The organism is Pseudoalteromonas sp. APC 3358 (assembly GCF_030408075.1).
Lineage (GTDB): Bacteria > Pseudomonadota > Gammaproteobacteria > Enterobacterales > Alteromonadaceae > Pseudoalteromonas > Pseudoalteromonas arctica.
This window is the reverse complement of the sequence record NZ_JASDCE010000022.1, coordinates 1-26,897: the sequence shown is the minus strand read 5'-3', so window position 1 is coordinate 26,897 and position 26,897 is coordinate 1. Positions and strand designations below refer to the sequence as shown.

Sequence of the window (26,897 nt, the reverse complement as noted above, 5' to 3'; positions counted from 1 at the left end):
ACAGCTCAATGAATTCTGAATTTATTTTAATATCTTTCGATATTGAATTGACTGTGCCGAATAATTACCTAAATAACTATTCTGTTGGTCACTCAGTTTTCAATTGAGACTCTAAATTTGTTTGCCTCGCTAATTACTCATAAAGAGTAAGTAGGTTGGCTGTTAGAACTCAATCTGTACGAGTGCCCACACAGATGATTGCTTTATATTGTTAAAGAACGTTTTGAGTCGCTTTAGCGTCTCAAGGGATGCGAATAATACACCCTTTATTTTTTGAGTCAACACTTAGTTTTAAACTTTCTTTTTAGAAGATTTAAAACCGAAGTTTTATTTAACTCTCTGAGTAGTTCGTGCCTCGCTATGCGTTGGCGTTTCCCGTCTCAGTGGGGTCGCATTATAGGGAGATCCGAAAACAGATCAACCCTTTTTTTAGATCTTTTTACTGTTCGAACAAAAATAGAACAAAACCATGTAAAACCATATGAAAACCTTCCTAAGATGATGCTTTTTTGTGCTCTTATTTATTATTTAATACAAATATCATTGCTATGTTTGATTTAGACGTTAAGATAGCAAGTTCACAATGTTAAATTAATGTTTATTTCCTGTTTATTGGTAGATCTAAAATGAAATTACCCGATCAAAAATCTTTTATCTTCTCTGTTATTCTTGCTGTAGTTGGTTTTGTTGTTGTTGAGTTCGCTTTAGGCGGCTTAGCTTTAAACCCTGCATTACTATTTGGTGCTGGTTTATTAATAGGTGCGATTGCTATTGCTGCAATGTCATCTGATGTGACTGAAGAAGCTGAAGTTAAAACAAAAACGCTTTATGTTGGTAACCTTCCTTATCGTGCAAACGAAGGTGTGGTTCGTGCATTATTTGAAGAACAAGGCAAAGTATTCAATGTTCGTTTATTAAAGGATAAGAATACTGGCAAGCGTCGTGGCTTTGGTTTTGTTGAAATGGCGCAAGCTGATGCAGACAATGCAATTGCTAACTTGAACGATAGCGAGTTCCAACAACGTACTTTAAAGGTACGTGAAGCAAAACAAAAACAAGAAGATGATTCTAATGCTCTACGTACTGAGACGGATCAGTCAGTGTAACTAGCTTTACCGCTAGCTTATTGCTAAACACATCAGCCGTTGCATAATATTGCAGCGGCTTTTTTATGTCTGTTAGTTTATTCACACAGAAGTTAAGTTGGTTAAGTAGGTAGTTGACTCTGTTTGCTATCGCTACACCTGAATCAAGTAGTTTTACATTCCCTTCAAAATACTGACTAATAGGCTCTGCTAATATTGGAAAGTGCGTACATCCTAATACAAGTACATCTATAGTTTTATCTATATGTAGGTCATCAAGCACTTGATGCAACTTGTTTGTATCCAAAGACTCTGTAAAAAAGTATTGCTCAGCTAAAGTTACTAACTCCACACTGCTATATAGATTAACGGTTACATTACGTGCATGCTCAGTAATTAATGTTTTAGTGTATGAACTGGCGACCGTTGCCGGTGTGGCTAATAAGCCAATATGATTTGAACGTGTTAACTCTGCCGCAGGCTTTATTGCTGGCACAACACCTACTATAGGAATATCTGTCATTTGGCGAACAGCACTAAGTGCAGATGTAGAAGCGGTATTACACGCTATTACAATTAAATCAACATTAAGCGTATTAGCTTTGATGAAATGAATAAGTGAGCATAATCGGTTAATGATTGTTTTTTGGGATTGAGCACCATAAGGTAGTAATGCATTATCCATAAAATAACTGTACTGAGCATTGGGGATACTTTGCTTTATATGCTCAAGTACAGTAGTTCCACCAATACCTGAATCAAAGACCATTATATGCGCTGACAAACTACCGTTCCCACTTTACTTTAAGAACGGCAGTTTGCCATGAGGTATTTATAAAAGAAAGTAGTTTAACTTTGCGTGGTTTCTAAATCAGCAAGCTCGTCGGCTGCCGAATTTAACTGATTAAGGTTTTCGAACATAGACTTTGTGTAATCCACTAACTTATCTATTTGCTCCTGATCTTGATTTAACCATTGGAGAATGCCAGCTAGCTGATTTTGTAATCCAAGCTCACCCGCTTTTTCAAAAGCATTTTTAAGGTCATCATTAAAAGGAGCTAAACCCTCCGCTACTTGTTTTTCTGGTGCTGGTCTATATTCTTCATAGCTTTTAACTGTTGCTATTGTTTTTGTTTGGCGTAAATCCATAGAAAAAGCCACCAGCTGATCGCTGTCTAAACTCAGCTCTTGCGCTTGTTCAAATGCTTCATCTAAATCACCACCAAAAAAGGTTTTACTTAAATCTTGTAAGTCTTCCATCATTGCATTAATAGCTTCTTGCTCTTGCTCATTTAAGTCACCATTAACCGACATCGAAAATGATACCTGTCGAGATTGCGATGATGAGCTTGCAAACGACTCGCTATTACTGTTTTGCTGATAGCCACTTGCCGACTGAGATTCAAATGCATCTGCAAAGCTAATACTTACCTCGTCACCCTCTGCGGTGGTAAATTTATACTCTGCATTACTCGTCATACTGACATATTGAGCCTGGCTTATATTTACGCTGGCAGGTTGTGGGTTAAATAACGACTCTTCAAACTTATCGAGCCCATTGTAAATTCCCTCTTTGGACTTATTAATCCCCTCTTCCATGTCATCATTAAATACACCTGTACCTTTGAGTTCATCAACAGCGTCGTCAATCCCTATTTGGACTCCTTTGCGCGCGTCGCCTAACATATCTTTGAGCTTTTCGTCATCAGCGCCATTAGCTTTTGCTTTATTAACAGCACTACTCACAAAATCGAGTACGTTTTTTACTATTTCATCAAAATCAAATAGTGGTTTATCTGCTTTTTTTTCTGCGATAGGCAATCCAAGCTGCTCAGCCATTTTATCGCCAAGCACCTTTGCGGCCAACTCTCGGCCTCGTTGTTGATAGCTATCTTGAGGAGACGTAATTGTAGGTTGCTGTATATCAGCTTTATTATTGAATTTATTGATGTTGTTGTTTGGCGTAAAGCCATAATTACCTATTTTCATGATTCGTCTCCTAAGCGTGCGTAGTTTATTATCGGCTATAACAATAAAAACTAAAGTACAATGTTCAATAAAACAGCATAAATGCTAGCCAAAACTAGACAAATACGCAGCGCTCCCTACAATAGCGCCGATAAACAGATCTTAGATAAGGTAGTAGCGTTAATGGCAGTTATTAAAATAGATACCACACAGTACCAAACGCAGTTAAGTGAAAAAGAGCAGCGTATTAGTGCACAGTTCCAACGTTTTGGTGTGGAGCAACTAGAAGTATTTAGCTCAGAGCCAACTAACTACCGCCAACGTGCTGAATTTAGAGTATGGCACGACGGTGACGATCTGTTTCACATTATGTTTGATCAACAAACAAAAGAAAAAATCCGTGTTGATACATTTGATCCAGCAGCGCCTCTAGTTGGTGAAATAATGCAGGTGATGATTGAGCATCTTAAGCCTTGTGAAATATTACGTCGTAAGTTATTTCAAATCGATTACCTATCCACGCTAAGCGGTGAAATTTTAGTAAGCTTGCTTTATCACAAACCACTGGATGATGAATGGTTAAGTGAAATTAAAGCACTGAAAGAAAAGCTTAGCAGTAAATACAAAATTGACTTTATAGGCCGAGCTCGCAAACAAAAAGAAGTACTAGGTGATGACTTTGTAACTGAACGTTTAACAGTTAATGGTCAAGAGCTTATATACCAACAAGTAGAAAATAGCTTTACTCAGCCTAATGCAAAAGTAAATATTAATATGCTGGAGTGGGCACAAGATTTATGTAAACCACTTAAAAATGATTTACTAGAACTGTATTGTGGTAACGGTAACTTTTCAATTGCATTAGCGGGCTGTTTTAATAAAGTATTAGCGACGGAAATATCAAAATCATCTGTTCACTCTGCTCAATACAATATTGCTAAAAATAACGTAGAGAACTTAGATATTATTCGTATGTCTAGTGAAGAGTTTACTCAAGCAATGAATGGCGAGCGTACTTTCTCTCGTTTAGATGGTATTGACCTTAAAAGCTATGACTGCCAAACCATATTAGTTGATCCACCACGCGCGGGCATGGATGAATTAACGTGTGACTTAGTGGCTAATTACGAAAACATAATTTATATATCGTGTAATCCTGAAACCCTTGAGCGTGACCTTGATCACTTAACACGTACGCACAACGTTAAGCGCTTTGCTATATTTGATCAGTTCCCATATACACATCACATTGAGTCGGGTGTTTTCTTGCAGCGCAAATAAATACGCTCAGTAAACGTTACCCATAAAAAAAGCTCCTTGTAGGAGCTTTTTTAGTTTTAGCTAAACTTACTTGTTAGCTAAGTAATTAATCAGTTTGCTAATATCTTCTGGTTCAGTAATACCCGACTCACGACCTAGGTTTAATTTATACTTACCATTTACAATAAATGTAGGTACGCCACGTAGTGCGCCTTTTTCTTTAAAGTAGTCTTGATCACGTTTCATTTTAGAGCTCAGCGTACGTACCGAGAAGCTTTTAAACAGCTTATCAAACTTATCGCCATCAACGCCCTGCGCTACAAATATATCTTTTACATCTGCAAGCTCATTAAAACTAGCGCGCTTTGTATGAATATGATTAAAGATTGCAGAGACAATTTTATCTTTTTGCGGAAGCACTTCTGCAGTAGCGAGTGCTTGGCTCATCATCTGTTGGTTTTCTGGGTCGCGTACACCTACAAAATCAACATGGCTCTTTTTAAATTTAACGTTTTTATCAAGCTTAGGCTTAAACTCACCAATTAGTGCTTCCATGTTATTACATGCAGGGCAGTAAAATGAGAAAAACTCTTTAATTTCTGGCTTTTTAGTTGCGCGCTCAGAAACAACGTCGTAATGCACGCCTTCTTCATACGTTGCTGCAAAGCTTGTTGCCGCCATAGGAAGTAGTACTGCAAGCAAACCTGCTTTAACTAATTTAATCATTATTATGCTCCGAAATTTATAGTGCTAATAAAAACGCTACTAACTCATCAAGTTCTTTTTGATTTTTGATGGTGTTGAGGTTTATTTTATATTTATCGTTAACAATAAAAGTAGGTACACCTGTAAGTGCGCCTAATTTTGAATATTTATTTTGTTTGTTTTGCATTGCTTGCTCAGCCGAAATAACTGGCATGCTTGCAATTTCTTGATCAAACGTTGCGCTATCAATACCGTTTACTTCAAGTAATTTTTTAACGTCTTTCATTTCAGTTAAAGGAGCACGCTGAACATGAATACTTTTAAAAATTTGATCGCTAATACTCTGCGCCTGACCATGCTGCTTAGCAATTAAGTAGGCAAAGCTTAAATTACTTTGTGCTTGTGGCGACACGCCACCTAAAAAGTTCACGTGGTTTTTAATAAACTCCGCGCCTTCTGGCAAGCCTTGTTCAATTGCTTTTGCTACTGGTTCAAACTTAAAACAATGTGGACAGTAAAATGAGAAAAACTCGGTTACTTGTGGTGATGTACTTTTGTCCACATCAATAACAGTGTATTGATTATCAACTTCAAACTGTGCAGCAAGTGCTGCAAATGGTAAACATAAAAGTAATAAACTCAGTTTTAATTTTTTAAGCATTTGTATCTCGTTGTACTTGTCTTTAAATAAAATATTACGGCAATAACTTTAACGGTGCTTCTTGCAGTGCTGCAAGTTGCTCCTTCAGTGCTAAAATTTGTTGCTCCCAGTATTTGTCATCAGCAAACCATGTAAAGTTCCGCACAAAGGCAGGATCGCTCCATCGTTTAGCTACCCATCCCATATAATGGATAATACGCATCGCTCGCAGCGGTTCAATTAATTTGAGTTGAGAGTGATCAAAATCACAAAACTCTTCATACGCACTCACAAGGGTGTCTAACTGTAACAGTTGCGTCGCTCTATCGCCACTGAGCATCATCCATAAATCTTGGATTGCAGGACCTTGGCGGCTGTCATCTAAATCAACAAACATTAGCGCATCACCTGCCCACAAAATATTACCAACGTGGCAGTCACCATGTAAGCGAATACTTTGCACATCTTTATACTGTTTTTGCGCCTGCTCTATCACTAAATCTAAAATAGTATAAAAGGCAGTATTTATTCCCATAGGCACTAAGTTACTTTTTTGAAGATGAACTTTGGCTGTATGTAAATACTCCTCGCAGGTAACTGTTGGCCTATAAGTAAAAGGCTTTGTTTTAGCTACTTGGTGCATACGGCCAATTAAACGCCCCATTACATCAAGCTGATCTAAGTTATCAACCTCAAATAAACGCCCGCCTACACTTGGAAACAACACAAACAAATAACCTTCGTGTTCAAACAAGCTTTGCCCATTATATAAAATAGGGGCAACAACAGGCACTTCCGCTTCTGCCAGTTCAAATGCAAAGTCATGCTCTTCTTGAATTTGCTCTTTACTCCAGCGCTCTGGGCGATAAAACTTCACTACGTAACGCAGGCCATCATCGGCTTTAAATTGGTACACCCTGTTTTCATAGCTATTGAGTGCCAACAAACCAGATTCGGCGTACACACCTACGCTTTCTATTGCATCGAGTATTAGGTCAGGTGTTAAGTCAATAAAACTAAATTTACTCATACTCTTCTTATATAAAATAAAAAGCGGGTTATATACCCGCTTTTGTTAATTGCTATATCAACTTACCTATTTAAGGTAGGTTGTGATTATCGCGCTTTAAAAAAGTTACTCGACTGCGATATTGTCTCATCCGGCTCATCTACCGGTGAAAGCACAAAGTTAAACTCTGTCATCGACACCTTCAAATCATAAGGGTCCATTACAAGCGACAATGGCACATTATGAGATTGCCCTGCCTGCACAGTAAATGACTGCTTACCAATATACTTAAAGTTATCTAACCCTTGCACTTTAATATTAAAGGTTTGCTCGTACTGCGCTTTATTAATTACCTTTAATGTATAGGTGTTCTCTACTAAACCATCAAAATCGACACGATATAATTGGTTTCGATCACGAATGATATCAAAGTCCATTGTTTTACGCAGCGCTATATTAGCTACAAGTGCTCCCGTAAGCACAACAAGTATGACCGTGTAACCAATGATTTTAGCTCGTAGTGGATTCGTTTTATTTTCTGGGGTTTCGAGGTTTCGCTCTGTCGTATATGAAATAAGCCCACGCGGGTATTCCATTTTATCCATTACGCCATCACACGCATCAATACATGCACCACAGTTAATACACTCAGCTTGTAACCCATTTCTAATATCAATACCTGTTGGGCACACTTGAACACACAAGTTACAGTCTATACAGTCGCCTAGCTCTAAATCTTCATGATCTACTTTACGTGAACGAGGACCACGGCTTTCACCACGGCTTTCGTCGTACGTTACAGTGTATGTATCTTTATCAAACATAGCTGATTGAAAACGTGAGTAAGGGCAAATGTGTAAACACATAATTTCACGCATCCAACCGGCATTACCATAGGTACACGCAGCAAAGAAAATAATACTGACTAGTGCATAACCACCCACGTTAAACGTTACAAAATCAGGAAGTAACTCTCTGATTGGCGTAAAGTAACCCACAAAAGAAATGGCGGTATATAACGAAAACAATACCCAACTAGTATGCTTTGCCGTTTTACGCCAAAACTTATCAAAATTCATGGGTCTTTGATCGAGTTTTTTACGCTGATTAGCTGTGCCTTCAAGCTTTTCTTCAAACCAAATAAAAATAAAGGTCCAAACAGTTTGCGGACATGTGTAGCCACACCACACCCGTCCATAGAAGGTGGTCACTAAAAACAGCGCAAATGCTGCCAGCATAAAAATAAACGCTAATATGGTAAAATCTTGAGGCCATAGCGTTAAACCAAAAATATTGTATTTTTGACCAATTAGATCAAACAGTACTGCTTGCTGGCCGTTAAAATTAATCCAAGGAAGTAACATAAACGCAAGTAGGCCTAAAAAGCCAATGCGCTGCCTAAGTAATTGATGTAGGCCTTTTACGGCACGCACATAAATACGATTTCGGGGATTGAACCTATCATCTTGACGGCTTAAATCCGGTTTTTGGATTTTCACCTCTACAGGGATATTCTTTACTTTAATTTGCTTGTCCATCGAAGTTCCTCAACGCCGCTTGGAAATAAAAATCCAGCAATACTCAAGTACTCTATACTTAAAGCTAGCAAGTTACTTGCTAGGCAGATTTACTTTAATAAATTGCCTTCTCGAATACTTTCAGATATTTCAGAAATATCTGACTGCTGTTAACCATTATAACAATGTTGGTTAAAATTACTGGCATAGATCGCTAATAATTTATTCATCCCAGTTACTTGCTTTTAAAATGCAGTTTATTACACTGCATGGTAATTCAACCCTACTTAGATCAAGGTTTACGTATCCATGAAAAAATTTATTATTTTGGTAGTTGTGATCCTTGCCTTTTTTACAATCGATCATCCGCTTATAAAAGAACCTCGCGAAAGGTTATTAGGTGAAGGCATTGGTTTTTTAAGTGATGCAAGTAAGGTTAACAGAAGCCCTGCTGCAAATATGGCTAAAAATAGAATCAGCACTCAACTTAAATTGTCTGAATCTGAGGGTGAGTACGTAGAAAAAACGTTTACAACAGATGACTCTGTTCAGTTATTTCACCTACGCTATTGTCGTGAACGTGACTTAAACCTTTATTTTTATGGCGATCGTTTAAATACAGTATGTAAAATAGTGACTGAAGCATTAGAGCAAAAGCGAGCAAAGTAGTGGATTTTTCAGGATTAAATAAAAAAGCAAGCGACTCATTTCATAAACAACGCAATATGCTCAAGCAATTGGCACAAGGCAAAACGTTAAAGTGTGAGAAGTGTAATGGGGTTTTAACACTTAATTTAGCCACCAGTGAACCTGGTAAAGGCGTAGTAAAGTGCAAACAAGGCTGCACGGATATTATATTAGAGCTAGGCACTTAGATTAAACTAAGCGCCTGGTATTAATAATTACTCTTCCCAACTCTCGTCGGTTATCAAACCGCTATTAATTGCGACCACTTCAATTAGTTCAGCAAACCCTAATGCAAAGTCACCCATTGATTCATATTGGTACTGACACAAGGCTTCTATAGTCATGTTATTTTGTTTGGCAATCTGAGCTATTGCTAGCTGGTCAAGTGCAAAAAAGCTTAATGTACTTAACGCACTTTCTAATGCTTGTTTAAAGTCAGTGTCTAATTGCGGTGCATTTAACAAAGGCTCTGCGTAAGCTTTGGTTGCAACTAAGAAACCTTTACTCCATGACTTACAAAACTCAGCATCAAATGTGTTAGGTAATTTGTATCCTGTTTCAAATACTTGCTCACTAATTTTATGATATAGCGCCATAAACAAGAAAAGTACTTCTTCATCTAAATCATTAGCTGTATTTGGTAATATCTGCTCAAGCCACTCATGCACATCTAATGGATTGGGCGAACAAATAACGCCAAATAAATAGCCTTGGCTTTGTTGAAGGGTCATTGCTTGAGATTGGGTATTTAAAAATGTGCTGAGCTGCTTTGCGTGCAGCTCAGTAAATTGGGGTATTTGCATTAAAACTCTTTATATTCAAACATTAAAAGTTGAGCGGGTAACGACCTTGGCTATCTGGTCGGCCTAAAAATTTAACCGCATCATGTACATCTTTAGGTAAGCTAGCATCTGGTTTTACATAACCTGCCACACTAAAGTCGAAATTAGCTTTAAGTGTAGCATCTGCCTCAAGGCCAAGCGTATTATCTGGGTCAATTAATATAGCAATATCGCCCGACTTACAGCTTAACTTACCAGCCAGAGGGCCAATATTAAACCACCCATTTAAGCCTTGCACGTCAATATTAGGGCTCGCTATTTCACCTTTTAGTGAATCACAATAAGGTGCACCTGAGCTGTATTCATCAAGTTCTAAAATTACACGTCCTTTAGCGGTTACAGGTAGGGGAAGCTGCACGCGCTGCATTGCACGCTCTACTGTTGAGCGCACTAGGCCGTCAGTCACTTTAACTTCTTGATTAAAAAGCCCATAACTTACATCAGCATAACCCGAGATATCACTACGCTCTCGTGCATTACCAAACTTCACATTCGCATTTAGCTTGCCTGTAAATAACTTCCAGCCAGCAATGTCCCAGCGCACATTATTTAACTGTTCACCATCAAAACGAACTTGCATCATTTGACCTTGCCAAACAGTGCCTACAGTTTGCCCTACTTCTAATTGCTTTGGAAAGTACGGTTTTGCTATATCTAGTGCAATATGTGCTGGTAATTTAATAATACAAAACACAATAAAACTAATTAAAAAGACAGCCGATAACGTTATTATTTTTTTCATTAATTAATTCTCTAATACTAAACGGCTTACACGCACATAGCCTGATTTATCATCGCGGCTCAAATCTAAGTTTTCAATTTTTAAACCATGCTGATTTACTAGCTCATCTAGCCATTCTATTAACTGATTAAATTCTACAGAGTCGAGCGTCAAACGTAGCGAATCACTACTTGGCTGCATTTTACTAATACTTATTTGATGGCGCCCACGTGTAGAATTAACAATTTGGCTTAAGTTTGCATTGCTAGCAACACTGGTGTTACCCGCAGCCTTTAGCTTAACAATACTGTCATCAACCCAAGCTAATAGCTCTTGTTGTTTAATTTGAGATTGCTGTGCCTTTTCTATCGCATTATTTAATGGTCTAAATATTCCCATTACTAAAACAAAAATAATAAACACGCCACCAGCGACCATTACCAATTGTTGTTCTTGCTCTTTAAGCGAGCGCCATTGTTGTATTAACTGCTTTTTCATACTGCACCTCGCAGTTTAATTTCACCAACGACATAATCACCGTCATTATTTAAAGACCCTTGCTCAACAGTTAAACCTTGTTTTTCAAGTATGATTTTTACTTTACCAAAGGTTTGGAAGTCTTTAGCACGTGCACGAATGCGGAGCTCATTGCGACGTTTGTCATAACGAAGTGTTTCAGGTGTAAATTCGCTGACTTGCGAAAATACATCAACCAAATTAGTCGTTAAGTCTAAAAAGCCCGACTCACTTGAGCCTTGCACTTTATCTAACGCGCCTTTAATTTGGCTTTTAATTAGATTGGGGCGAACTTTAGTTCCTGGGAATGCTTTTTGGTATCTGTCGACTACTTGAGCTTTAGCTACTTCTACTTGTGTATTAAGTTGGTGTAACTCAATAGCTTTTATTGTAATAGTAGAAACCAATGCAACACTTGCTATAATTGCGGCGCCTTTCCAGTAACCCCACCATAAAGCGCTTTGTTTTTTAAGCTGATACATACCTTGGCGTAAGTTAAAGTTAACGCTATCTAACTGCTTTGCAAATAATGCTAGAGGTAAGTCGTACTCACTCGTTTGCGCTTGTAAGTTAACGCTTTCTGGAAACTGACTAGCTGGGCTAAAATGCTTAATATCAGGATTACCCATGGCTGTTAAGTAGCCATTTAACCAACTAGATTCAACCGCACCTATATGCCATTGCCCCTGCTTAAATAACCATTGGTTATTGAGCTCGATAGCGGTAACTGCGCCATCATCTGCAAGCGGTAACAACAAAGCATCGGGTAATATTCTGTATACTGATAGATTATGCTCTACAAATAATGCGAGCCATTGTTCAAACCATTCACGGTCTGTCATTGCTACACGAATTGCATGTTGCTCACCAAGCATTGTCGGCTGCGCTACTGCTATAAACAGTTCATCTACGTCACATGCTATGTCTTCTTCAAGCATGTATGGCAATGCTTGCTCAAGCTTGCGATTCCATTTTGTTGGCAAAGCGACCGTTTTTAATTGCACTTGATCACTGGGTAACAACACGACCACTTCTCGGGTAAGTGCTTTTTCGCTTAGCTCACTTAAATGCTCTGCATTTGGTAACTCGCCACTGGCTATTATTTCTTGTTCTTGTGGTGAGTAAATTAACCAATTAAGCAATTCTTGCTCGGTTTGACCCGTGCGGATCAACAGTATTTCTGTCACTGTACGCCTCCAAATTTTCGCGCCAGTATCGTTACGTCACCGTCTTTAGCGTGCAGTAATGTGGTCATCGAAAAACGCAGGTCGACAAAATTTGCCTGCGTTTGTAATTTAAAATATTCGCTTTTAATACTAAATAAACTTTTGACTGAGTCGGTATTAGTACCGCCTTGTTGCTTCACCTGTTCAAAAAATTCATCGATGGTGTCAAAGCCAGTTTGCGGTCTTGCACCTATCACAGCCTCTGCACCAGATAAGCTCAAGCTCTCTATTAAGGCACTGAGTATAAGTGCTTGCTCTGGGATTAATGTATTTACGTTAATAGATAAAAGCGTACTGCCTGGTATTACACATACATATGGCAGTACTTTTTCCATCACTAATGGGTTGAAGCCCTTAACCAAGCGTAATTCCGATGTTGATGCAAATAAACTATTGGCTGTCATATACGGAAAATCTCGTGATAAGTACTCGTCTTCTTCTGCGCCTGAGCGATATGTAATACTGTTCTCATCAAGCCAATCAAATACACTATCTGCCATCGTTTCTTCTGATTCGTCAGCAGGTAAATCTTCAATGTTTTCAAGTAATGCAAAGAGCGCTTTGTGTGCAGGGTTTGTTTTACTTGCGCTATTTTCTTCTGGCGCTATGGCTAAAGCATTTAAATTTAAACATGCTTGTAAATCTGTAATTTTGCCACTTAACGTGCCGTTATCAACAGGGTATGAAGCATCACCTTGAGTTGCCCACACTTGATCGAGTGTTGTTTTATCGGCATCATCTTTTTTACTTTGTATTAGCCCTTTAATAGCAAGCTCTTCTGCACCGTAGGCGTACCATTTAGCTTGTTGGTGACCTTGCAAGTTTGTACTTTTTTGCACTTGAACCATTAAATTAGCACTCATTTCTACTGCTAAAATAGCCGCTAATGCCACAATAAATAAAACAATAACAAGTGCTGCGCCGCGCGATGATTGCTGCTTAACCATTATTCACATCCGTAGTTTGTGTCGCAACAACTTTGCCTTGCCCAGGAACTAAAAATACACGACGAATTGGCTCTGCTTCTATTTGTTGCAAAGTAACAGCAACCGCTTTAGGGAGAGCTTTAATTTCCCACTGTTCTTGCCATTCGTTTTTATCATCCAAAAACTCAAACTTAAGTTCTTCAACATTTTCTAGTACACGTTGAACTCGCGGTTCCATATTATCGAGCTGATCAACATAAACCCGATAAACACGCTCAAGGTTATCGTCTATCACTCTATAACCAACGGCTTGTAGTTCTGAACGTGGCAATAAATTAATTGGATTTATCCAGCCATCTCGTACAAACGCAATACCATCGTATTGGCTTTCTAAAACGTAACGACCAGCAAGTAAATATTGTTCTTGAACATCACCAGATTCATTTCGTACTGCACGTTTGGTCATTTGGCTAAAATCTTGATCCATTAACCTAAATGTTGTTTGCAGCCCATTTAACTCAGCAATTTTTTCATCGGAGGCATCTTTTGCTCTTGTTGTCGTCTCGAGTATTTGATGAGTAGCAATAATAACAAAAGCTAAAATACCCAGTGCTACCATAACTTCAAGTAATGTAAACCCGCGCTGCTTCACTTACTTTTTGCCTTTATTGAGATACGTTGATAACTCATATGCCGAATGCTCATATTTTTCATCCGTAAAAACATTTATGGTTAACTTAACAAAGCTTTTGTCAGCAGTAGCTGTTACTTCTTGCTGCCAAAACCATTCAACACCGCCCATTACTTCGCTGCCTTTAAGGTTATTTTTACCTTGCCATTGTTCGCCTTTAGTACGCTGTTCAATAATAACGTTTTCGGCGACCCAAGATGCATAGGTTTGCTCTTCAATAGTCGTTAAGTGGTGTATGTGCTCGCTTGTTGCTTGCATTGCAGCTATACCCGCCATGGCACAAATACTTAATGCCACTAACACCTCTAATAAAGTAAACCCTTTAGTGCGCTTCATTATTCTGGCTCTCGGCGAAAGTTTACTGGTGCAGCAAATTCACCTTCAATGTAATACACAGGCTCGCTTTGCTCTTTTAACTCTAATATAAGTTGAAACGCGCTTACCTCACCTGATGACAAAATAAGTACTTGTGGGATTTTCAACTTTTTAAGCTCAAGTAAGCTGTCTTCATCGCCGCCACTCATAAGCTCGCGCCAGTTAGATTGCTCTAAGAGGTTATCTTGCGCCCACGCTAAATCTTCTAAGTTAAGCGTGAGCTTTAATCTTTCATCTAACTCTATTGGTTTAAAAAGATCTTCACGGTCAAAGGTAATCCACTTTTCACCATCGAAAACTAAATACTCTAACGTATTTTCTTCTACTAATAAGCCCAATTCAACTTGGTTTAAAATGGCAAATTCCGATGCCATGTTAATGGTGGTATGCAGCCTTAATGCTTGAGTATCTAACTCTTCCTCAGCACCGCCTTCTAAGCTATATACCACCATTTTTGTAGCAAAAGCGATGATCACTAATACCACTAAAATTTCTATTAAACTAAAGCCTCTGCTTTTTGCATGGCGCTGCTTAAGGCTTGCTTTCATAGCAAGCCTCTAGAATTAACATGTTCATACAAAGCAGTGTACTTAAGCATTATTGTTTTTCTTCGTCCCAGTTACCGATATCATCATCAGTACCTACTTCACCATCTGGGCCCATAGAAAAAATATCAAACTTGCCAATTTCACCTGGGCTAATTAGCTGATATAGATTACCCCATGGATCTTCTGGTAATTCATTAATAAAACCACCGTCAGGGAAACGTTTTGGAACCGGTTCAATGCTTGTTTGAGTAACTAGCGCTTCAAGACCTTGCTCTGTGCTTGGGTAGCTCTTATTTTTAAGCTTGTATAAGCTCATTGCATCTTCTAATTGTTGAATATCTAGATGCGCTTTATCGATAGCAGCCTCTTCTTGCTGACCCATAATGTTAGGTGCAACAATTGACATAATCATTCCGATGATAACCAGTACCACCATCACTTCTAGTAAAGAAAAACCTGATTGTTTATTCACGTAATTACCTCATTATTCTAAAAACATTAAGTAAAAATGGTTTAGGTAAAACCATTAATATATTTAAAAGTTTATTCTAACTTAAAGTCCAACAGCTTTATTCATCGCCATTATTGGCTGCAATATTGCCATTACTATAAATAATACAATAACCGCCATTGAGGCGATCATCGCAGGCTCTAGTAGTTTAAGCGACACATTAACCATGCTCTCAAATTCGCGATCTTGGTTATTTGCAGCACGCTCTAACATTTGCTCTAGTTCACCTGATTTTTCACCACTTGCTATCATATGCAGCATCATTGGTGGAAACAACTTAGTTTGCTGAAGTGCAGCTCTTAAGCTTGCACCCTCACTCACTCTATCGGATGCATCTGCAACCGCTTTTTTAATTTTTTCGTTAATTAATACACCGCCCGAGATACGCATCCCCTCGAGCAATGGTACCGAGCTTGACGATAAAATACTTAAAGTACGCGCAAAACGTGCGGTGTTAATACCACGAGCCACTTTACCTATACCTGGCATATGTAGCACTCGGTCATCCCACCAAAAACGTATTTTAGGCTGTTTAAGTGCATGCTTAATACCAATGGCTATAGCTGTAATAGCTATTAAACTAATAAACCAATAATTTTGTACAAAATGGCTGCCTGCCATAACCCATTCGGTTGTCCAAGGAAGTACTTGTTTTGTTTTTTCAAACGTTTTTAATATTTTTGGTACTACAGTACCAAGCAATACCGACACAATACCAATTGCAAATACCACTAAAATAATAGGGTAAACCATAGCCTGAGTTATTTGGCTACGCATATGTTGGCGCTGCTCGGTATAGTCGGCTAAACGATTAAGTACTTGGTCAAGGTGACCGGACTTTTCGCCTGCGGCTACCATTGCACGATATAAGTCGTCAAAAACATGAGGAAACTCACTAAGACCATCGGCAAGGGTGTAACCTTCGACTACTTTTGAGCGTACCGACATAAGCATCCGCTTTAAACGCGGCTTTTCGCATTGCTCAGCAACCGCCATAACAGCGCCTTCAACAGGAAGTGCCGATTGAATAAGTGTTGCTAATTGCCTTGTAATTAATGCTAAGTCTGAGGTTGAAATTGTCGGCTTAAAAAAGCCACCGAGTAAAGGGGCTTTTTCGCCTTTGACTTGTTTATCACTTTGCGCCGCAGGGACAACTTCAAGCGGCGTAAGTTTTTGATCACGTAAAGTTTGGCGAATTTGTTTAGCTGTATCGGCTTCTAAAATGCCTTTTTTTTCTTTACCTCGGCCATCTAAGGCACGGTATTCAAACGCCGCCATAGTTAACCTTCCTCACGGGTAACACGCAATACTTCTTCAAGTGTTGTTTTACCTACAAGTACACGGCTACAACCATCTTGGCGAATACTTGGGCTGCGCTTACGAATGTATTTCTCTACGCTTTGCTCGCCTTTACCGTTGTGAATCATTTCGCGTATTGTTTCATCAACTACAAGTAACTCGTGAATACCCGTACGACCACGATAGCCATTAAAGTTACACTCTTCACACCCTACTGCTCGATAAATTGTCGGTTGGCTTTCAAAAGGAACCCCTAACAGCTGGCATTCATGCTCATCAGCCGTGTGACCTTCTTTGCAGGTATTACATAACGTACGGACTAAGCGTTGCGACAACACACCGAGTAACGACGATGAAAGTAAGAATGGTTCAACACCCATATCTTCCATACGTGTAATTGCACCCGATGCGGTATTAGTATGCAGAGTAGACATAACAAGGTGGCCGGTAAGTGACGCTTGAACACCAATTTGCGCAGTTTCAAGGTCGCGTATTTCACCCACCATTACTACATCAGGATCTTGGCGTAATATTGCACGTAAACCACGTGCAAATGTCATATCAACTTTTGCATTAACTTGTGTTTGCCCAATGCCTGGAATTTCGTACTCTATCGGATCTTCAACGGTAAGAATATTGCGATCGCGTGAGTTAATTTGGCTCATACCAGCATATAGAGTGGTACTTTTACCAGAGCCCGTTGGCCCTGTTACTAAAATAATGCCGTGGGGTTTACTAATTAAATCTGAAAACAATGCACGGTTATCTGCGGTCATACCTAAATCTTCAAGGTTTAAACGCGCGTTGTTTTTATCAAGTAAACGCAGTACTACACGCTCACCAAAGCTCGATGGCATTGTAGACACACGCACATCAACTGCACGCCCGGCAATACGTAAGCTAATACGGCCATCTTGTGGAATGCGTTTTTCGGCTATATCAAGCTTAGCCATTACTTTAATACGAGACACAAGTAACGATGCAAGTTTACGATTAGGCTTAAGTACTTCTTTAAGCACGCCATCGACCCTAAAGCGAATAACAAGCTCTTGTTCGAAGGTTTCGATATGAATATCAGAAGCCCCTTCTTTAATCGCTTCACTTAGCATGGCGTTAATAAGCTTGATTATTGGCGCATCATCGTCACCAGCTAGTAAATCTTCAGTTTGCGGAAGTTCATCAGCAAGTGAGAATAAATCAACCTCGTTGCCAATATCTTCCATCATTTGTTGTGTTTCAGAGCTATCACGTTGGTATGACGCTTCAAGCAATAGCTCAAATTTATCATCAGCCAATTGCTCAAGTGTAAAACCATGGCCTGCGATACGGCGTACTTCTAATAGTACTTCCACGTCTAGCTCACCACGGTAGTAAACTATACGGTGATCTTTGTTTTTACCAAGCAACACACCTGCACGTCTTGCATAGGAAAACGGCAAACGCTTTGCTGGTAACTCAACTAACACATCACTCGTTAATAGCTCATCCTGATTATGCGTTTTAGGATGAACCACATCTTGGTTTATCTCTTGAATCGCATTAGTCATCTTTACGCTCTTGTGCATTTTGTTTACGCAGAGACTCTTCATACGTAGGGGGAAGTACTAATTCGTCATTCCACTCAGGTAAAATAGGCGTATCAGTCATTGGCATTAACTCAATACCGTCTTCTTTTTGTTTAAACTGCTCACCACGAATAAAGTTATATTTATTAAAGCTTAACTTATTCATGCTTACACCATCACGAATAATGGTTGGGCGAATAAACACAATAAGATTACGCTTACGGCGCGTTGTATTTGTTGATCTAAACAGGTGTCCTAAAATAGGGATATCGCCTAATAACGGCACCTTAGAAACACTTTCTTGTACGTCTTCGTCAATTAAACCGCCAAGTACAACCATGCCGCCATCATCGGCCATTACCGTGGTTTTAATTGAACGCTTATTTACTGAAATATCAACCGCAGTTGCACCACTTACGCTCGATACTTCTTGCTCAATAGTAAGCTGTACTGCAGAGCCATCGTTAATCTGTGGCGTAACTACCAGCTTAATACCTACTTCTTGACGCTCAACTGTTTGAAATGGGTTAGCATTATTACTGCCTGTTTGTGAGCCTGTAATAATAGGCACTTCTTGACCGACTAAAATAGAGGCTTCTTCGTTATCCATTGTAGTAATAGAAGGGGTAGCCAATATATTTGAATTTGTATCAGTGGCAACAGCCTGAATAATTGCACCCCAATCATTTTTAACAACGCCCAGCGCTAAACCATTAATACCACTAAGTAAAGAGGCTAATGGACCATAGTCACCTTCTGTTGTTTCCGTATACGGCGTTACCGTACCTGATTCAGTTCCTATTATATTTTTAGTAACAGTTACATCTTGTGCTTGCTCTGCAGCAACAGCTAACGAGCCCACGGGAACCGTAGTGCCGTTGTTAAACTGCAGCATACCGCCCTGCTCAGAAATCCACTGCAGGCCTAAGTTAACCCCGTCGCCTTCCATTACTTCAATAATAATGGCTTCAACTAGCACTTGGGCACGGCGGATATCAAGGCGTTCAATTACTGATTCAAGTGATCGCATTGTGTCTGGCTGTGCGGTAATAATTAATGAGTTTGAGTCTGGGTGAGACTCTATACTGCTTTCATTATTGCTTCTGCTACGAGTTTTAGTAGTACCGCCTTGTGCATCTTCAACAAGTGACTTACTAACACCCTGCAATACTTTGACCAAATCTTCAGCTTTAGCATAATTTAGGTAAAACACCTTAGTATTACCTTGGCTTTCTAACTCACCATCTAAGCGCTTAATTAGTTCAATAGCACGTGTACGGGCTTGGCCTTCACCGCTTACAATAACGCTATTAGTTCGGCCATCAGCCACAACTTTTGGAATTAAGAATTCAGGTACACTGCCTTTACCGCTGTCTTTATAAATATTATCTACCACAGAGACAACATCATCTGCCGTCGCATATTTAAGCTTAACGATGTCTACACGCTTGTCACCCGCCTGATCAACAGAGCGAATAATCTCAACTAAGCGATTAACCGATGCAGCATGACCTGTTAGCATCATTACGTTAGCCGCATTAAAGTTAGCAACGTGGCCACCATCTTTTTGATCGCTAAATTGACGAACTAGAGGACCAAGCTCCTGCACACTTACATTTTTAACACGTACAACACGTGTAATCATCATGTCGCCGCTAGCTTCATTACCTTCGTCAATAAGTGGCACATTTGATTTTTTAGCGTCTGAACTTTTTTCTACCTTAATTATGCCATTGTCCATTTCAACAGCTGAGTAGCCATAAACTTCCAATACATTTAAGAAGAACTGATAATAAAGTGCCTCGTCCATTAACTCATAGCTGCGAACATTTACCTTTCCGCGTACGTTAGGGTCAATAATGACTGTTTTATTAAGGTTTTTACCAACAATATTAATGAACTCGTTGATATCAGTCCCTTTAAAGTTAGCAGCATATTCAACAGCAGAAACAGACAAAGAAATACTTGCCGCCAAAAAAAGTGCTGCGTACTTAGCTAACCCTTTTTTAATTTTTTTGAGGTGTAGCACCTGAACCATCGTATTAAAACTCCAAAGCTAAATTATTGCAGACTAAATTGCACATCAATTTGTTCACCATCACGTTCTATAGTGATATTGGCATCTGTACTATTACGCAGCTCATTAATAGCTGACATAGCCTGTTTTAAATCTGTTAATTGATAGCCATTTATAGAAATGGCTAAATCGTTATTTTTTAAACCCATTTGCTTAAACAGCTCAGGCTCTTTACCTGGACTTAAGCGATATCCAATTAGCTCACCATCATTCATGGCTTGTGAAACACGTATATAGTCAAATAGCTTGCCCGGCTCTTCGAGTAACTCTTCACGTGTTTCTATAATTGCTTCTTTAACGTCCGGATCTGCAGTGGCATCTATTTGTAGATCACTTGGTTCTAATTTTTGCGGACCCATTTCAGAATCATCACGCGCAGCGAGTACAGGCATAGATACTTTTTTACTGAAATCGAGTCCATCAAGCATTAATGTTTCAAAGCGTCCATTAACACTCAAAATAATACGATCCGGCAATATTTGTGCAACTTCAGCACGCGTACCCGATACTACTTCATCAACAAGATAGCTTACTTGCTTACCTTGTGATTCAATAATTGCGATACCTGCTTTGTCATCGTTATTAACCGCTACGATACCGGTTAAATTGATACTTAAGCGCGTTTCTGGCGCATTATTTATTACCTGCGATTGCTTTGCAGTATTATTGTTGTTTGTTACAGTTTTTTTACCAAATAAAAATTGCTCAATAATATGCTGCGCTGAGTTGTTACTCGCACCAGATGACTGGTTAGCATAATGAGTAGGGGTAAGTAGAGTTACTGGTGGTTTTGGCCACAAAAGCCAAACAAGCTTTGATAATAAAAATGCAATATAAACAACAACTAACAGTGTCACTAATGCACTTAATTTAGCATGCGGTAAACGAGTTAAAAATTGTTTTAGTTGTTGGATTTGCTGTTCCATAAATAGTGTTCTTATTTTAATTTACTGCGTTAGCGCGTACCCATAGTACCCTTTCATTTTTCTTTCAACAAGCACACTAATATTAAACTTTGTAAACAGATTAAATTAACTTTACATAACAGTACAAAAAGTAAACTGCCGTTGTAATACCTTCATCCTACGATGATTTCATGATAAATTTTAAGCCATAAAAACGTGGGGAAATGCCTTATGAGTAAAAAAAGTTATGCTAATACCAGCTCAGACCCTGTAGATGGGTTAAAAGTTCGATTAGATAAATGGTTATGGGCTGCGCGATTTTATAAAACTCGCGCAGTTGCACGCGAAATGGTGCAAGGCGGCAAAGTACATTATAATGGCCAACGTACAAAAGCGAGTAAAATAGTAGACGTTGGCGCAAAAGTAAAACTGGCTCAGGGCGTAGATGAAAAGCTGATAACTATACTCTCAGTGCTTGAAAAACGTCAAAGCGCCCCCATTGCACAGACCATGTATCAAGAATCTGATGCAAGTATTGCTAAACGCGAAGAAAACAGCATCGCACGCAAAAATAACAGCTTTTTTGCTCCTCATCCGGATAAAAAACCGGATAAAAAGCAAAGACGCGAACTTTTAAAAATGAAATCAAGTTAGGTATAGCCGCTCATGCAACAAGATTTACTTCACCGTTATTTATTCAACGAACTAGATGTTCGTGGCGAACTCGTACAAATCGAGAATGCTTATAATGAAATGATTGCCGACCATAATTACCCAGACCCTGTTAAAGCATTACTAGGTGAGTTACTTGTTGCAACCTGTTTATTAACCGCCACTTTAAAGTTTGAAGGTGAAATTGCAGTACAGCTTCAAGGTGATGGCCCAGTTAAATATGCAGTTATAAATGGTGATGATAAACAAAACATGCGTGGTATTGCACGCCTGCAAAGCGAAATTACGGGCACAACTGTAAAAGAGCTTATTGGTCAAGGCTATATGGTGATCACTATTACACCAAGTAAGGGTGAACGTTACCAAGGTATAGTTCCGCTAGAGCATGATACTCTGAGTGAATGTATCGAAAGTTACTTTGAGCAGTCAGAGCAATTAAAAACACGCCTTTGGTTTGCAACCGACACAACAGAAGGTAGCGCAAAAGCATGTGGTCTATTTTTACAAGTACTCCCAGTTGATAAACAAAAATCAATTGAAGACTTTGCACACCTAGAAGCATTAAGTAACACCATTAAAGATGAAGAACTATTACACCTTGATGCTAATACTGTCCTTACACGCCTTTATCACGAAGATAATCCTCGCGTATTTGAACCTCAAGCGATTAAATTCAAATGTGGTTGTAGTCGTGATAAAACAATTACTGCACTTGTTAATATTGGACAAGAAGAACTACTCAAAGACGTAGCTGAGAAAGGGTCTGTTAATATTAACTGTCATTACTGTTTAAAAGAGTATGTTTTTAACGAACAAGATATAAAAAGCATTTTCAACTAAATGTTCAGCTTCATCTGTATATAGTAATTAAAGCCGCAAAATATGCGGTTTTATATTATAAAAAGATGATACCGGTGTCATCTTTTCTGCTAATTTCATGACACCGGTATCATTGAAATTATTCATGTTTTTTCTTAAATATATGTGTTTTTAGAGGCTTTACGGGCTCGAATATCTTAAAACCTTCTGTTACTATAATTTCAGTTTAAGGGCACTGATAACCCCAGAGCTATCCGTTCAAACTCTCACACATAGTTAGGTATAAACATGACTACAGGCGCTACACGTTTTGTCGATTTAACCGCAGCTGAACTTGTCGAGCATGCGATCCGCCGTGGCGAAGGTACTTTAGCCGCAAATGGTGCTTTTGTTGCAATTACAGGAAAACGAACTGGTCGTTCACCAAAAGATCGTTTTATTGTTCAAGAAGCGACAACTCAAAATGATATTCAATGGGGCAACGTTAATCGTCCATTTGATGCAGACAAATTTGACGCATTATGGGCTCGCGTAGAATCACATGTTCAAAGTAATGACCACTTCACCTCTCACCTAGAAGTTGGCGCAGACCCTGAGCATTATCTACCTGTAGTTGTAACTACAGAAACAGCGTGGCACCATATTTTTGCCAAAAACATGTTTATCGTACCGCAGAACTATAACGCTTCAAACTTACCACAATGGCAAGTAATGAACGTTCCTTCGTTTGTATGTGAGCCAGAACGTGATGGCACAAATAGCGATGGCACCGTCATTATTAACTTTGCACAGCGTAAAGTATTACTAGCAGGTATGCGTTACGCCGGTGAAATGAAAAAATCGATGTTTTCTGTACAAAACTTCCTACTACCAGCAAAAGGTGTATTACCAATGCACTGTTCTGCTAATGTTGGTGAAGCAGGCGATACAGCATTATTCTTCGGTTTATCTGGTACGGGTAAAACAACACTTTCAGCAGACCCTACTCGCTTTCTAATTGGTGATGACGAGCACGGCTGGGCACCTGGAAGCGTGTTTAATATTGAAGGCGGTTGTTATGCAAAATGTATCGACCTGTCACAAAAGAATGAACCTGTAATTTGGAATGCTATCCGCTTTGGCACTATTTTAGAAAATGTAGTGTTAGATGAAAAAGGCGTTCCAGATTTTAACGATACTAGCCTTACTCAAAATAGCCGTGCAGCATATCCACTTGAACACGTTGAAAAACGTAAAGTAGAAAACCGCGCAGGCGAACCTAAGGCTGTTGTATTTTTAACTTGTGATGTAAGCGGTGTATTACCACCGGTTTCTATTCTTAGCGAAGAAGCTGCTGCTTTTCACTTTTTAAGTGGATACACAGCAAAAGTTGGTTCTACTGAGATTGGTTCAACTAGCGATATTGAATCAACATTTTCGACATGTTTTGGCGCACCATTCTTCCCACGCCCTGCTGGTGTTTACGCTGAGCTTCTTATGAAGCGTGTACGCGAGTTTGGCGCTAAAGTGTACCTTGTGAATACAGGTTGGACTGGCGGCCCTTACGGCACAGGTAAACGTTTTGATATCCCAACTACTCGTGCAGTAATTGATGCAATCGTATCTGGTAAATTAGCGGGTGTTGAAACTCAGCACATTGATGTTTTAAACCTAGATGTACCGGTAGCAGTTCCAGGTGTAGATACTAACTTACTTAATCCTATTAATACGTGGGAAGATAAAGCTAAGTACAATGAATATGCAGCAAAACTTGCCGCAGACTTCACTGAAAACTTTGCTAAGTATGACGTATCAGACGATATAAAAAATGCAGGACCTAAAGCTTAAATAAGCTTCAAGCTTGTACTTTAACGCCAGCCAAGGGCTGGCGTTTTACTTTCTAAATATCTAATTTAATAAGTGCGACAAAATGCCGCACAACTCATATCAAAAAACCATATAATATACCGCGTAATTAATCATTCTTTAATGCCCAATAAACCTGCATTACTCATTACGACTATTTAATTAATGACACTAAAGCTTTCATGGCGAAAAATATTCAGGCGGTTATATTTATACTTAGGTCTATCGGTAGGTGTTTTACTTGCTATTATTAGCCTTTCTGGCTCCGTATTAGTTTATTACCCACAAATAGACTCACTGTTAAATCCAATTAATGACACTACCACTAATACAAAACCACCTGATTGGGATCAAGCATATAATACGCTAAGAGCCAATTTCCCTTCAAAGCAAGGGCCATGGCGATTAGAAAACACAGGTATAAACTCAGTAATTCCCGCGCGATACTACAATCCAGTAGAAACAAAAGAGCAAGGCTTTGCTCCCTTAATGGTATGGCTATCTAGCAGTAGTGATAAAGTAATACGTAAAAACTATTGGGGAAAATACTTAGTAACTTGGATGTACAACTTACATTTTTCATTACTAACAGGAGCAACGGGCACTCTCGTTGTTGGCTATATAGGCATAGCCTCAATAGTTCTTCTTATCTCTGGATTCTTTGCTTGGTTTCCAAAGCCTGGGCAGTGGGTAAAGGCACTAAAATTTAAATCTCGTAGCTCTAAAATAGGTTTGCTATACGACTGGCATAAACTAATTGGTTTAACCTTCTGCATACCGCTACTAGCTTTAACTGTTACAGGTGTTATGCTCGCTATTCCAAAACAAACAGATCCTATATTAACCGCTCTAGTTAGCGATATAAACTCTCCACCAAAAACACAAATTCAACCGAGTAAACAAACCAATATTCCTTTATCACAAGCGGTATTAATAGCTGAAAAAGCATTACCGAATACGCGTTTAGCTTGGATTGAAACACCCTCAAACTTAAATGCTATTTACAGATTAAGATTTCAAACTGTAAACGATCCTTCGTATCGCTTTCCACATAGCTATATAGAGGTTAATGCACTTACAGGAAAGTTAGAGAGCGTGTTTAATATAGATAAGCAAAGTACGGCTAGTAAAATAAAAAACTGGATACACCCTCTACATGACGGCAGCATTGGCGGTAACATTTTAAAAGTCATTTGGGTGCTGAGTGGCTTTGGACCTGCTGCATTGTTCTTTATTGGCGTATATAGGTGGTTAGTTAGAACCAAGAGAATATAAAAATAAAATAAACTTTACGCCAATCTCCCTAGTTAAATGATCTATTTGAGGTCAAAAATTTCTTTATTTCGTTGTTCTCGCCAATTACTCCTAAGTTGCTCAACCTTCTGTATCCATGCAATCGTATATCAGAAATTTCTAACGCAATTAACGTCAAGTTCAATCCACCAAATTGATTTGGTATTATTGCCGATTAGTATAATTATCAGGTATGTGTATTTATTCTGCACGCGCTAAAACTACAGTTAGTTACAGATGTAATGCGGTAAGTCACTTAGGTAAACTTAGCGCACAATAGTGCCCCCCAATTAATTGCTTACTAGTGTCTGTAAATAAAGCTATATACCTAATGACAACGTCTAATAGGCTACTGAATAGTTAGAGCAAGGCTCTTTAAAATGTGAAGCCTGCGTAATGTCACGATACCCACAGCGGTGGAGAGTCACGTAACAAATGCTAATTTATTGGCCGACTGAGATATTAAGGGTTTTTGCTGTGATTTTAACGTCGGTAGTCGCTACGTCCGCCCTACGTGATAGGTGTTGATGTGAGTGTATGTTAATTGCGCGCATTTCACTTTTTACAATTTAAAACCTGGTGATGTCATAGTGCCCACAGCGGTGGAGAGCAACAGTGCAAATGCTACACTATCATTGCGTCGGGAGTCGCTGCGCTCGCCCGACTTACGTGCTAGGTATTGATGTGAGTGTGTTAATTGCGCACATTTCACTTTTCTGCAGACGTAAAAAAGCCCGAATCGTTAGATTCGGGCTTTCTACAATTTGAAGCCTGGTAATGTCCTACTTTCACATAGCAAATGCTACACTATCATCGGCGCTGTTTCGTTTCACTACTGAGTTCGGCATGGGATCAGGTGGGTCCAAAACGCTATTGTCACCAAGCAAATTAGGTGCAAAGAATCAATGACAAGCACGTAGTGCTACCATTTTCTTTGCGCAAGGTGCCTCAATGTTAACGCTACGCGCTAAGAGTCACCTCTTGAATTTGGAAAATATCTGATAATATTTTTTAAGTCTTTCTAAGTAATATCTACTTTAGTTATATTAACTTCTGTCTAAACTGTCGCATAAAACGCGTTTGGCGTTGTATGGTTAAGCCTCACGGGTAATTAGTACAAGTTAGCTTAATGGCTCACACCACTTCCACATCTTGCCTATCAACGTTGTAGTCTTCAACGGCCCTTCAGAGACTT

General features: G+C 39.1%; 27 protein-coding genes and 2 rRNA genes. 8 read left to right on the top strand and 21 right to left on the bottom strand.

The window, feature by feature from the left end; translation table 11 throughout:
• Nucleotides 1–626: 626 nt before the first annotated feature.
• Nucleotides 627–1,106 carry an RNA-binding protein gene (locus QL995_RS20965; protein WP_007582860.1) on the top strand — a complete coding sequence of 160 codons (480 nt, stop codon included), beginning with the start codon at nucleotides 627–629 and terminating at the stop codon, nucleotides 1,104–1,106.
• On the opposite strand, the gene murI is transcribed toward QL995_RS20965, so the two are convergent.
• Nucleotides 1,069–1,869: a glutamate racemase gene (gene murI, locus QL995_RS20960; protein WP_007582858.1), complete on the bottom strand. Its 801-nt coding sequence runs from the start codon at nucleotides 1,867–1,869 to the stop codon at nucleotides 1,069–1,071. The genes QL995_RS20965 and murI overlap by 38 nt on opposite strands.
• A gap of 65 nt (nucleotides 1,870–1,934) precedes the next feature.
• A complete protein-coding gene (locus QL995_RS20955; protein WP_007582856.1) occupies nucleotides 1,935–3,074 on the bottom strand; it encodes a DUF5610 domain-containing protein in 1,140 nt (379 codons plus the stop codon).
• 162 nt (nucleotides 3,075–3,236) lie between these two features.
• On the opposite strand from QL995_RS20955, the gene trmA reads away from it, so the two are divergent.
• On the top strand, nucleotides 3,237–4,334 hold the full coding sequence (trmA, locus tag QL995_RS20950) for a tRNA (uridine(54)-C5)-methyltransferase TrmA (RefSeq protein ID WP_121954891.1): 1,098 nt from the start codon (nucleotides 3,237–3,239) through the stop codon (nucleotides 4,332–4,334).
• Between the two features lie 66 nt (nucleotides 4,335–4,400).
• Here the strand turns inward: trmA and QL995_RS20945 are convergent, their stop codons facing one another.
• The 4 genes from QL995_RS20945 to ccoG all read right to left on the bottom strand — a co-directional run bounded on the left by QL995_RS20945 (nucleotide 4,401) and on the right by ccoG (nucleotide 8,205).
• Nucleotides 4,401–5,039, bottom strand: coding sequence for a thiol:disulfide interchange protein DsbA/DsbL (locus tag QL995_RS20945; RefSeq protein ID WP_010555409.1), 639 nt, complete (start codon nucleotides 5,037–5,039; stop codon nucleotides 4,401–4,403).
• Nucleotides 5,040–5,055: 16 nt separating this feature from the next.
• A complete protein-coding gene (locus tag QL995_RS20940) occupies nucleotides 5,056–5,679 on the bottom strand; it encodes a thiol:disulfide interchange protein DsbA/DsbL (protein ID WP_007586563.1) in 624 nt (207 codons plus the stop codon).
• Nucleotides 5,680–5,713: 34 nt separating this feature from the next.
• The gene (locus tag QL995_RS20935; RefSeq protein ID WP_010555410.1) at nucleotides 5,714–6,688 is read right to left on the bottom strand and encodes a serine/threonine protein kinase; all 975 of its coding nucleotides are present in this window, start codon (nucleotides 6,686–6,688) and stop codon (nucleotides 5,714–5,716) included.
• Between the two features lie 86 nt (nucleotides 6,689–6,774).
• Nucleotides 6,775–8,205, bottom strand: coding sequence for a cytochrome c oxidase accessory protein CcoG (ccoG, locus tag QL995_RS20930; RefSeq protein ID WP_007586568.1), 1,431 nt, complete (start codon nucleotides 8,203–8,205; stop codon nucleotides 6,775–6,777).
• A 288-nt stretch (nucleotides 8,206–8,493) separates the two neighbouring features.
• Here ccoG and QL995_RS20925 point away from each other — a divergent pair, with 288 nt between their 5' ends.
• Together QL995_RS20925 and QL995_RS20920 are read left to right on the top strand one after the other, a co-directional pair.
• A complete protein-coding gene (locus tag QL995_RS20925) occupies nucleotides 8,494–8,853 on the top strand; it encodes a hypothetical protein (protein ID WP_007586569.1) in 360 nt (119 codons plus the stop codon).
• Nucleotides 8,853–9,059, top strand: a complete 207-nt coding sequence (locus QL995_RS20920; protein ID WP_007586570.1) for a hypothetical protein — start codon at nucleotides 8,853–8,855, stop codon at nucleotides 9,057–9,059. Before QL995_RS20925 ends, QL995_RS20920 begins: the two co-directional genes overlap by 1 nt.
• Nucleotides 9,060–9,086: 27 nt before the next feature.
• Here the strand turns inward: QL995_RS20920 and QL995_RS20915 are convergent, their stop codons facing one another.
• From QL995_RS20915 to gspC, 13 genes are all read right to left on the bottom strand, one after another.
• The gene (locus QL995_RS20915) at nucleotides 9,087–9,674 is read right to left on the bottom strand and encodes a UPF0149 family protein (RefSeq protein ID WP_007586574.1); all 588 of its coding nucleotides are present in this window, start codon (nucleotides 9,672–9,674) and stop codon (nucleotides 9,087–9,089) included.
• Between the two features lie 22 nt (nucleotides 9,675–9,696).
• On the bottom strand, nucleotides 9,697–10,455 hold the full coding sequence (locus QL995_RS20910) for a type II secretion system protein N (RefSeq protein WP_007586576.1): 759 nt from the start codon (nucleotides 10,453–10,455) through the stop codon (nucleotides 9,697–9,699).
• A gap of 3 nt (nucleotides 10,456–10,458) precedes the next feature.
• A complete protein-coding gene (locus tag QL995_RS20905) occupies nucleotides 10,459–10,932 on the bottom strand; it encodes a type II secretion system protein M (protein WP_290294992.1) in 474 nt (157 codons plus the stop codon).
• Nucleotides 10,929–12,137, bottom strand: a complete 1,209-nt coding sequence (gene gspL / locus QL995_RS20900) for a type II secretion system protein GspL (protein WP_024591438.1) — start codon at nucleotides 12,135–12,137, stop codon at nucleotides 10,929–10,931. The genes QL995_RS20905 and gspL overlap by 4 nt, the downstream gene beginning before the upstream one ends.
• A complete protein-coding gene (gspK, locus tag QL995_RS20895; protein ID WP_197161887.1) occupies nucleotides 12,134–13,123 on the bottom strand; it encodes a type II secretion system minor pseudopilin GspK in 990 nt (329 codons plus the stop codon). The genes gspL and gspK overlap by 4 nt, the downstream gene beginning before the upstream one ends.
• Nucleotides 13,116–13,754, bottom strand: coding sequence for a type II secretion system minor pseudopilin GspJ (gspJ, locus tag QL995_RS20890; protein WP_002962041.1), 639 nt, complete (start codon nucleotides 13,752–13,754; stop codon nucleotides 13,116–13,118). The genes gspK and gspJ overlap by 8 nt, the downstream gene beginning before the upstream one ends.
• Nucleotides 13,755–14,129: a type II secretion system minor pseudopilin GspI gene (gene gspI / locus QL995_RS20885; RefSeq protein WP_002962039.1), complete on the bottom strand. Its 375-nt coding sequence runs from the start codon at nucleotides 14,127–14,129 to the stop codon at nucleotides 13,755–13,757.
• Complete coding sequence (locus tag QL995_RS20880) at nucleotides 14,129–14,716, bottom strand: prepilin-type N-terminal cleavage/methylation domain-containing protein (RefSeq protein ID WP_010555414.1); 588 nt, start codon at nucleotides 14,714–14,716, stop codon at nucleotides 14,129–14,131. The genes gspI and QL995_RS20880 overlap by 1 nt, the downstream gene beginning before the upstream one ends.
• Before the next feature lie 49 nt (nucleotides 14,717–14,765).
• Complete coding sequence (gene gspG, locus QL995_RS20875) at nucleotides 14,766–15,188, bottom strand: type II secretion system major pseudopilin GspG (protein ID WP_007586585.1); 423 nt, start codon at nucleotides 15,186–15,188, stop codon at nucleotides 14,766–14,768.
• An 81-nt stretch (nucleotides 15,189–15,269) separates the two neighbouring features.
• Nucleotides 15,270–16,505, bottom strand: a complete 1,236-nt coding sequence (gspF, locus tag QL995_RS20870) for a type II secretion system inner membrane protein GspF (protein ID WP_002962033.1) — start codon at nucleotides 16,503–16,505, stop codon at nucleotides 15,270–15,272.
• 2 nt (nucleotides 16,506–16,507) lie between these two features.
• Nucleotides 16,508–18,073: a type II secretion system ATPase GspE gene (gene gspE / locus QL995_RS20865; protein WP_010555415.1), complete on the bottom strand. Its 1,566-nt coding sequence runs from the start codon at nucleotides 18,071–18,073 to the stop codon at nucleotides 16,508–16,510.
• Complete coding sequence (gspD, locus tag QL995_RS20860; protein WP_010555416.1) at nucleotides 18,066–20,129, bottom strand: type II secretion system secretin GspD; 2,064 nt, start codon at nucleotides 20,127–20,129, stop codon at nucleotides 18,066–18,068. The genes gspE and gspD overlap by 8 nt, the downstream gene beginning before the upstream one ends.
• Before the next feature lie 23 nt (nucleotides 20,130–20,152).
• Complete coding sequence (gene gspC, locus QL995_RS20855) at nucleotides 20,153–21,094, bottom strand: type II secretion system protein GspC (protein WP_290294985.1); 942 nt, start codon at nucleotides 21,092–21,094, stop codon at nucleotides 20,153–20,155.
• Nucleotides 21,095–21,304: 210 nt separating this feature from the next.
• Here gspC and hslR point away from each other — a divergent pair, with 210 nt between their 5' ends.
• The 4 genes from hslR (at nucleotide 21,305) to QL995_RS20835 (ending at nucleotide 25,684) form a co-directional block, all read left to right on the top strand.
• Nucleotides 21,305–21,727, top strand: coding sequence for a ribosome-associated heat shock protein Hsp15 (gene hslR, locus QL995_RS20850; RefSeq protein ID WP_290294984.1), 423 nt, complete (start codon nucleotides 21,305–21,307; stop codon nucleotides 21,725–21,727).
• A gap of 12 nt (nucleotides 21,728–21,739) precedes the next feature.
• Complete coding sequence (hslO, locus tag QL995_RS20845; RefSeq protein ID WP_007586592.1) at nucleotides 21,740–22,585, top strand: Hsp33 family molecular chaperone HslO; 846 nt, start codon at nucleotides 21,740–21,742, stop codon at nucleotides 22,583–22,585.
• A gap of 267 nt (nucleotides 22,586–22,852) precedes the next feature.
• The gene (locus QL995_RS20840; protein ID WP_165723013.1) at nucleotides 22,853–24,391 is read left to right on the top strand and encodes a phosphoenolpyruvate carboxykinase; all 1,539 of its coding nucleotides are present in this window, start codon (nucleotides 22,853–22,855) and stop codon (nucleotides 24,389–24,391) included.
• Between the two features lie 183 nt (nucleotides 24,392–24,574).
• Complete coding sequence (locus tag QL995_RS20835) at nucleotides 24,575–25,684, top strand: PepSY-associated TM helix domain-containing protein (RefSeq protein ID WP_290294983.1); 1,110 nt, start codon at nucleotides 24,575–24,577, stop codon at nucleotides 25,682–25,684.
• Between the two features lie 787 nt (nucleotides 25,685–26,471).
• Here QL995_RS20835 and rrf read toward each other — a convergent pair.
• Nucleotides 26,472–26,586, bottom strand: a 5S ribosomal RNA gene (gene rrf / locus QL995_RS20830).
• Between the two features lie 206 nt (nucleotides 26,587–26,792).
• Nucleotides 26,793–26,897 (bottom strand): 23S ribosomal RNA (locus tag QL995_RS20825); the annotation flags it as partial.

Coding starts and splice junctions, on each gene's coding strand:
- QL995_RS20965 (WP_007582860.1), top strand. CDS start 627: ATGAAATTACCCGATCAAAAATCTTTTATCTTCTCTGTTATTCTTGCT.
- QL995_RS20955 (WP_007582856.1), bottom strand. CDS start 3,074: ATGAAAATAGGTAATTATGGCTTTACGCCAAACAACAACATCAATAAA.
- trmA (WP_121954891.1), top strand. CDS start 3,237: ATGGCAGTTATTAAAATAGATACCACACAGTACCAAACGCAGTTAAGT.
- QL995_RS20945 (WP_010555409.1), bottom strand. CDS start 5,039: ATGATTAAATTAGTTAAAGCAGGTTTGCTTGCAGTACTACTTCCTATG.
- QL995_RS20940 (WP_007586563.1), bottom strand. CDS start 5,679: ATGCTTAAAAAATTAAAACTGAGTTTATTACTTTTATGTTTACCATTT.
- QL995_RS20935 (WP_010555410.1), bottom strand. CDS start 6,688: ATGAGTAAATTTAGTTTTATTGACTTAACACCTGACCTAATACTCGAT.
- ccoG (WP_007586568.1), bottom strand. CDS start 8,205: ATGGACAAGCAAATTAAAGTAAAGAATATCCCTGTAGAGGTGAAAATC.
- QL995_RS20925 (WP_007586569.1), top strand. CDS start 8,494: ATGAAAAAATTTATTATTTTGGTAGTTGTGATCCTTGCCTTTTTTACA.
- QL995_RS20915 (WP_007586574.1), bottom strand. CDS start 9,674: ATGCAAATACCCCAATTTACTGAGCTGCACGCAAAGCAGCTCAGCACA.
- QL995_RS20910 (WP_007586576.1), bottom strand. CDS start 10,455: ATGAAAAAAATAATAACGTTATCGGCTGTCTTTTTAATTAGTTTTATT.
- QL995_RS20905 (WP_290294992.1), bottom strand. CDS start 10,932: ATGAAAAAGCAGTTAATACAACAATGGCGCTCGCTTAAAGAGCAAGAA.
- gspK (WP_197161887.1), bottom strand. CDS start 13,123: ATGGTTAAGCAGCAATCATCGCGCGGCGCAGCACTTGTTATTGTTTTA.
- gspI (WP_002962039.1), bottom strand. CDS start 14,129: ATGAAGCGCACTAAAGGGTTTACTTTATTAGAGGTGTTAGTGGCATTA.
- QL995_RS20880 (WP_010555414.1), bottom strand. CDS start 14,716: ATGAAAGCAAGCCTTAAGCAGCGCCATGCAAAAAGCAGAGGCTTTAGT.
- gspF (WP_002962033.1), bottom strand. CDS start 16,505: ATGGCGGCGTTTGAATACCGTGCCTTAGATGGCCGAGGTAAAGAAAAA.
- gspE (WP_010555415.1), bottom strand. CDS start 18,073: ATGACTAATGCGATTCAAGAGATAAACCAAGATGTGGTTCATCCTAAA.
- gspD (WP_010555416.1), bottom strand. CDS start 20,129: ATGGTTCAGGTGCTACACCTCAAAAAAATTAAAAAAGGGTTAGCTAAG.
- gspC (WP_290294985.1), bottom strand. CDS start 21,094: ATGGAACAGCAAATCCAACAACTAAAACAATTTTTAACTCGTTTACCG.
- hslR (WP_290294984.1), top strand. CDS start 21,305: ATGAGTAAAAAAAGTTATGCTAATACCAGCTCAGACCCTGTAGATGGG.
- hslO (WP_007586592.1), top strand. CDS start 21,740: ATGCAACAAGATTTACTTCACCGTTATTTATTCAACGAACTAGATGTT.
- QL995_RS20840 (WP_165723013.1), top strand. CDS start 22,853: ATGACTACAGGCGCTACACGTTTTGTCGATTTAACCGCAGCTGAACTT.
- QL995_RS20835 (WP_290294983.1), top strand. CDS start 24,575: ATGACACTAAAGCTTTCATGGCGAAAAATATTCAGGCGGTTATATTTA.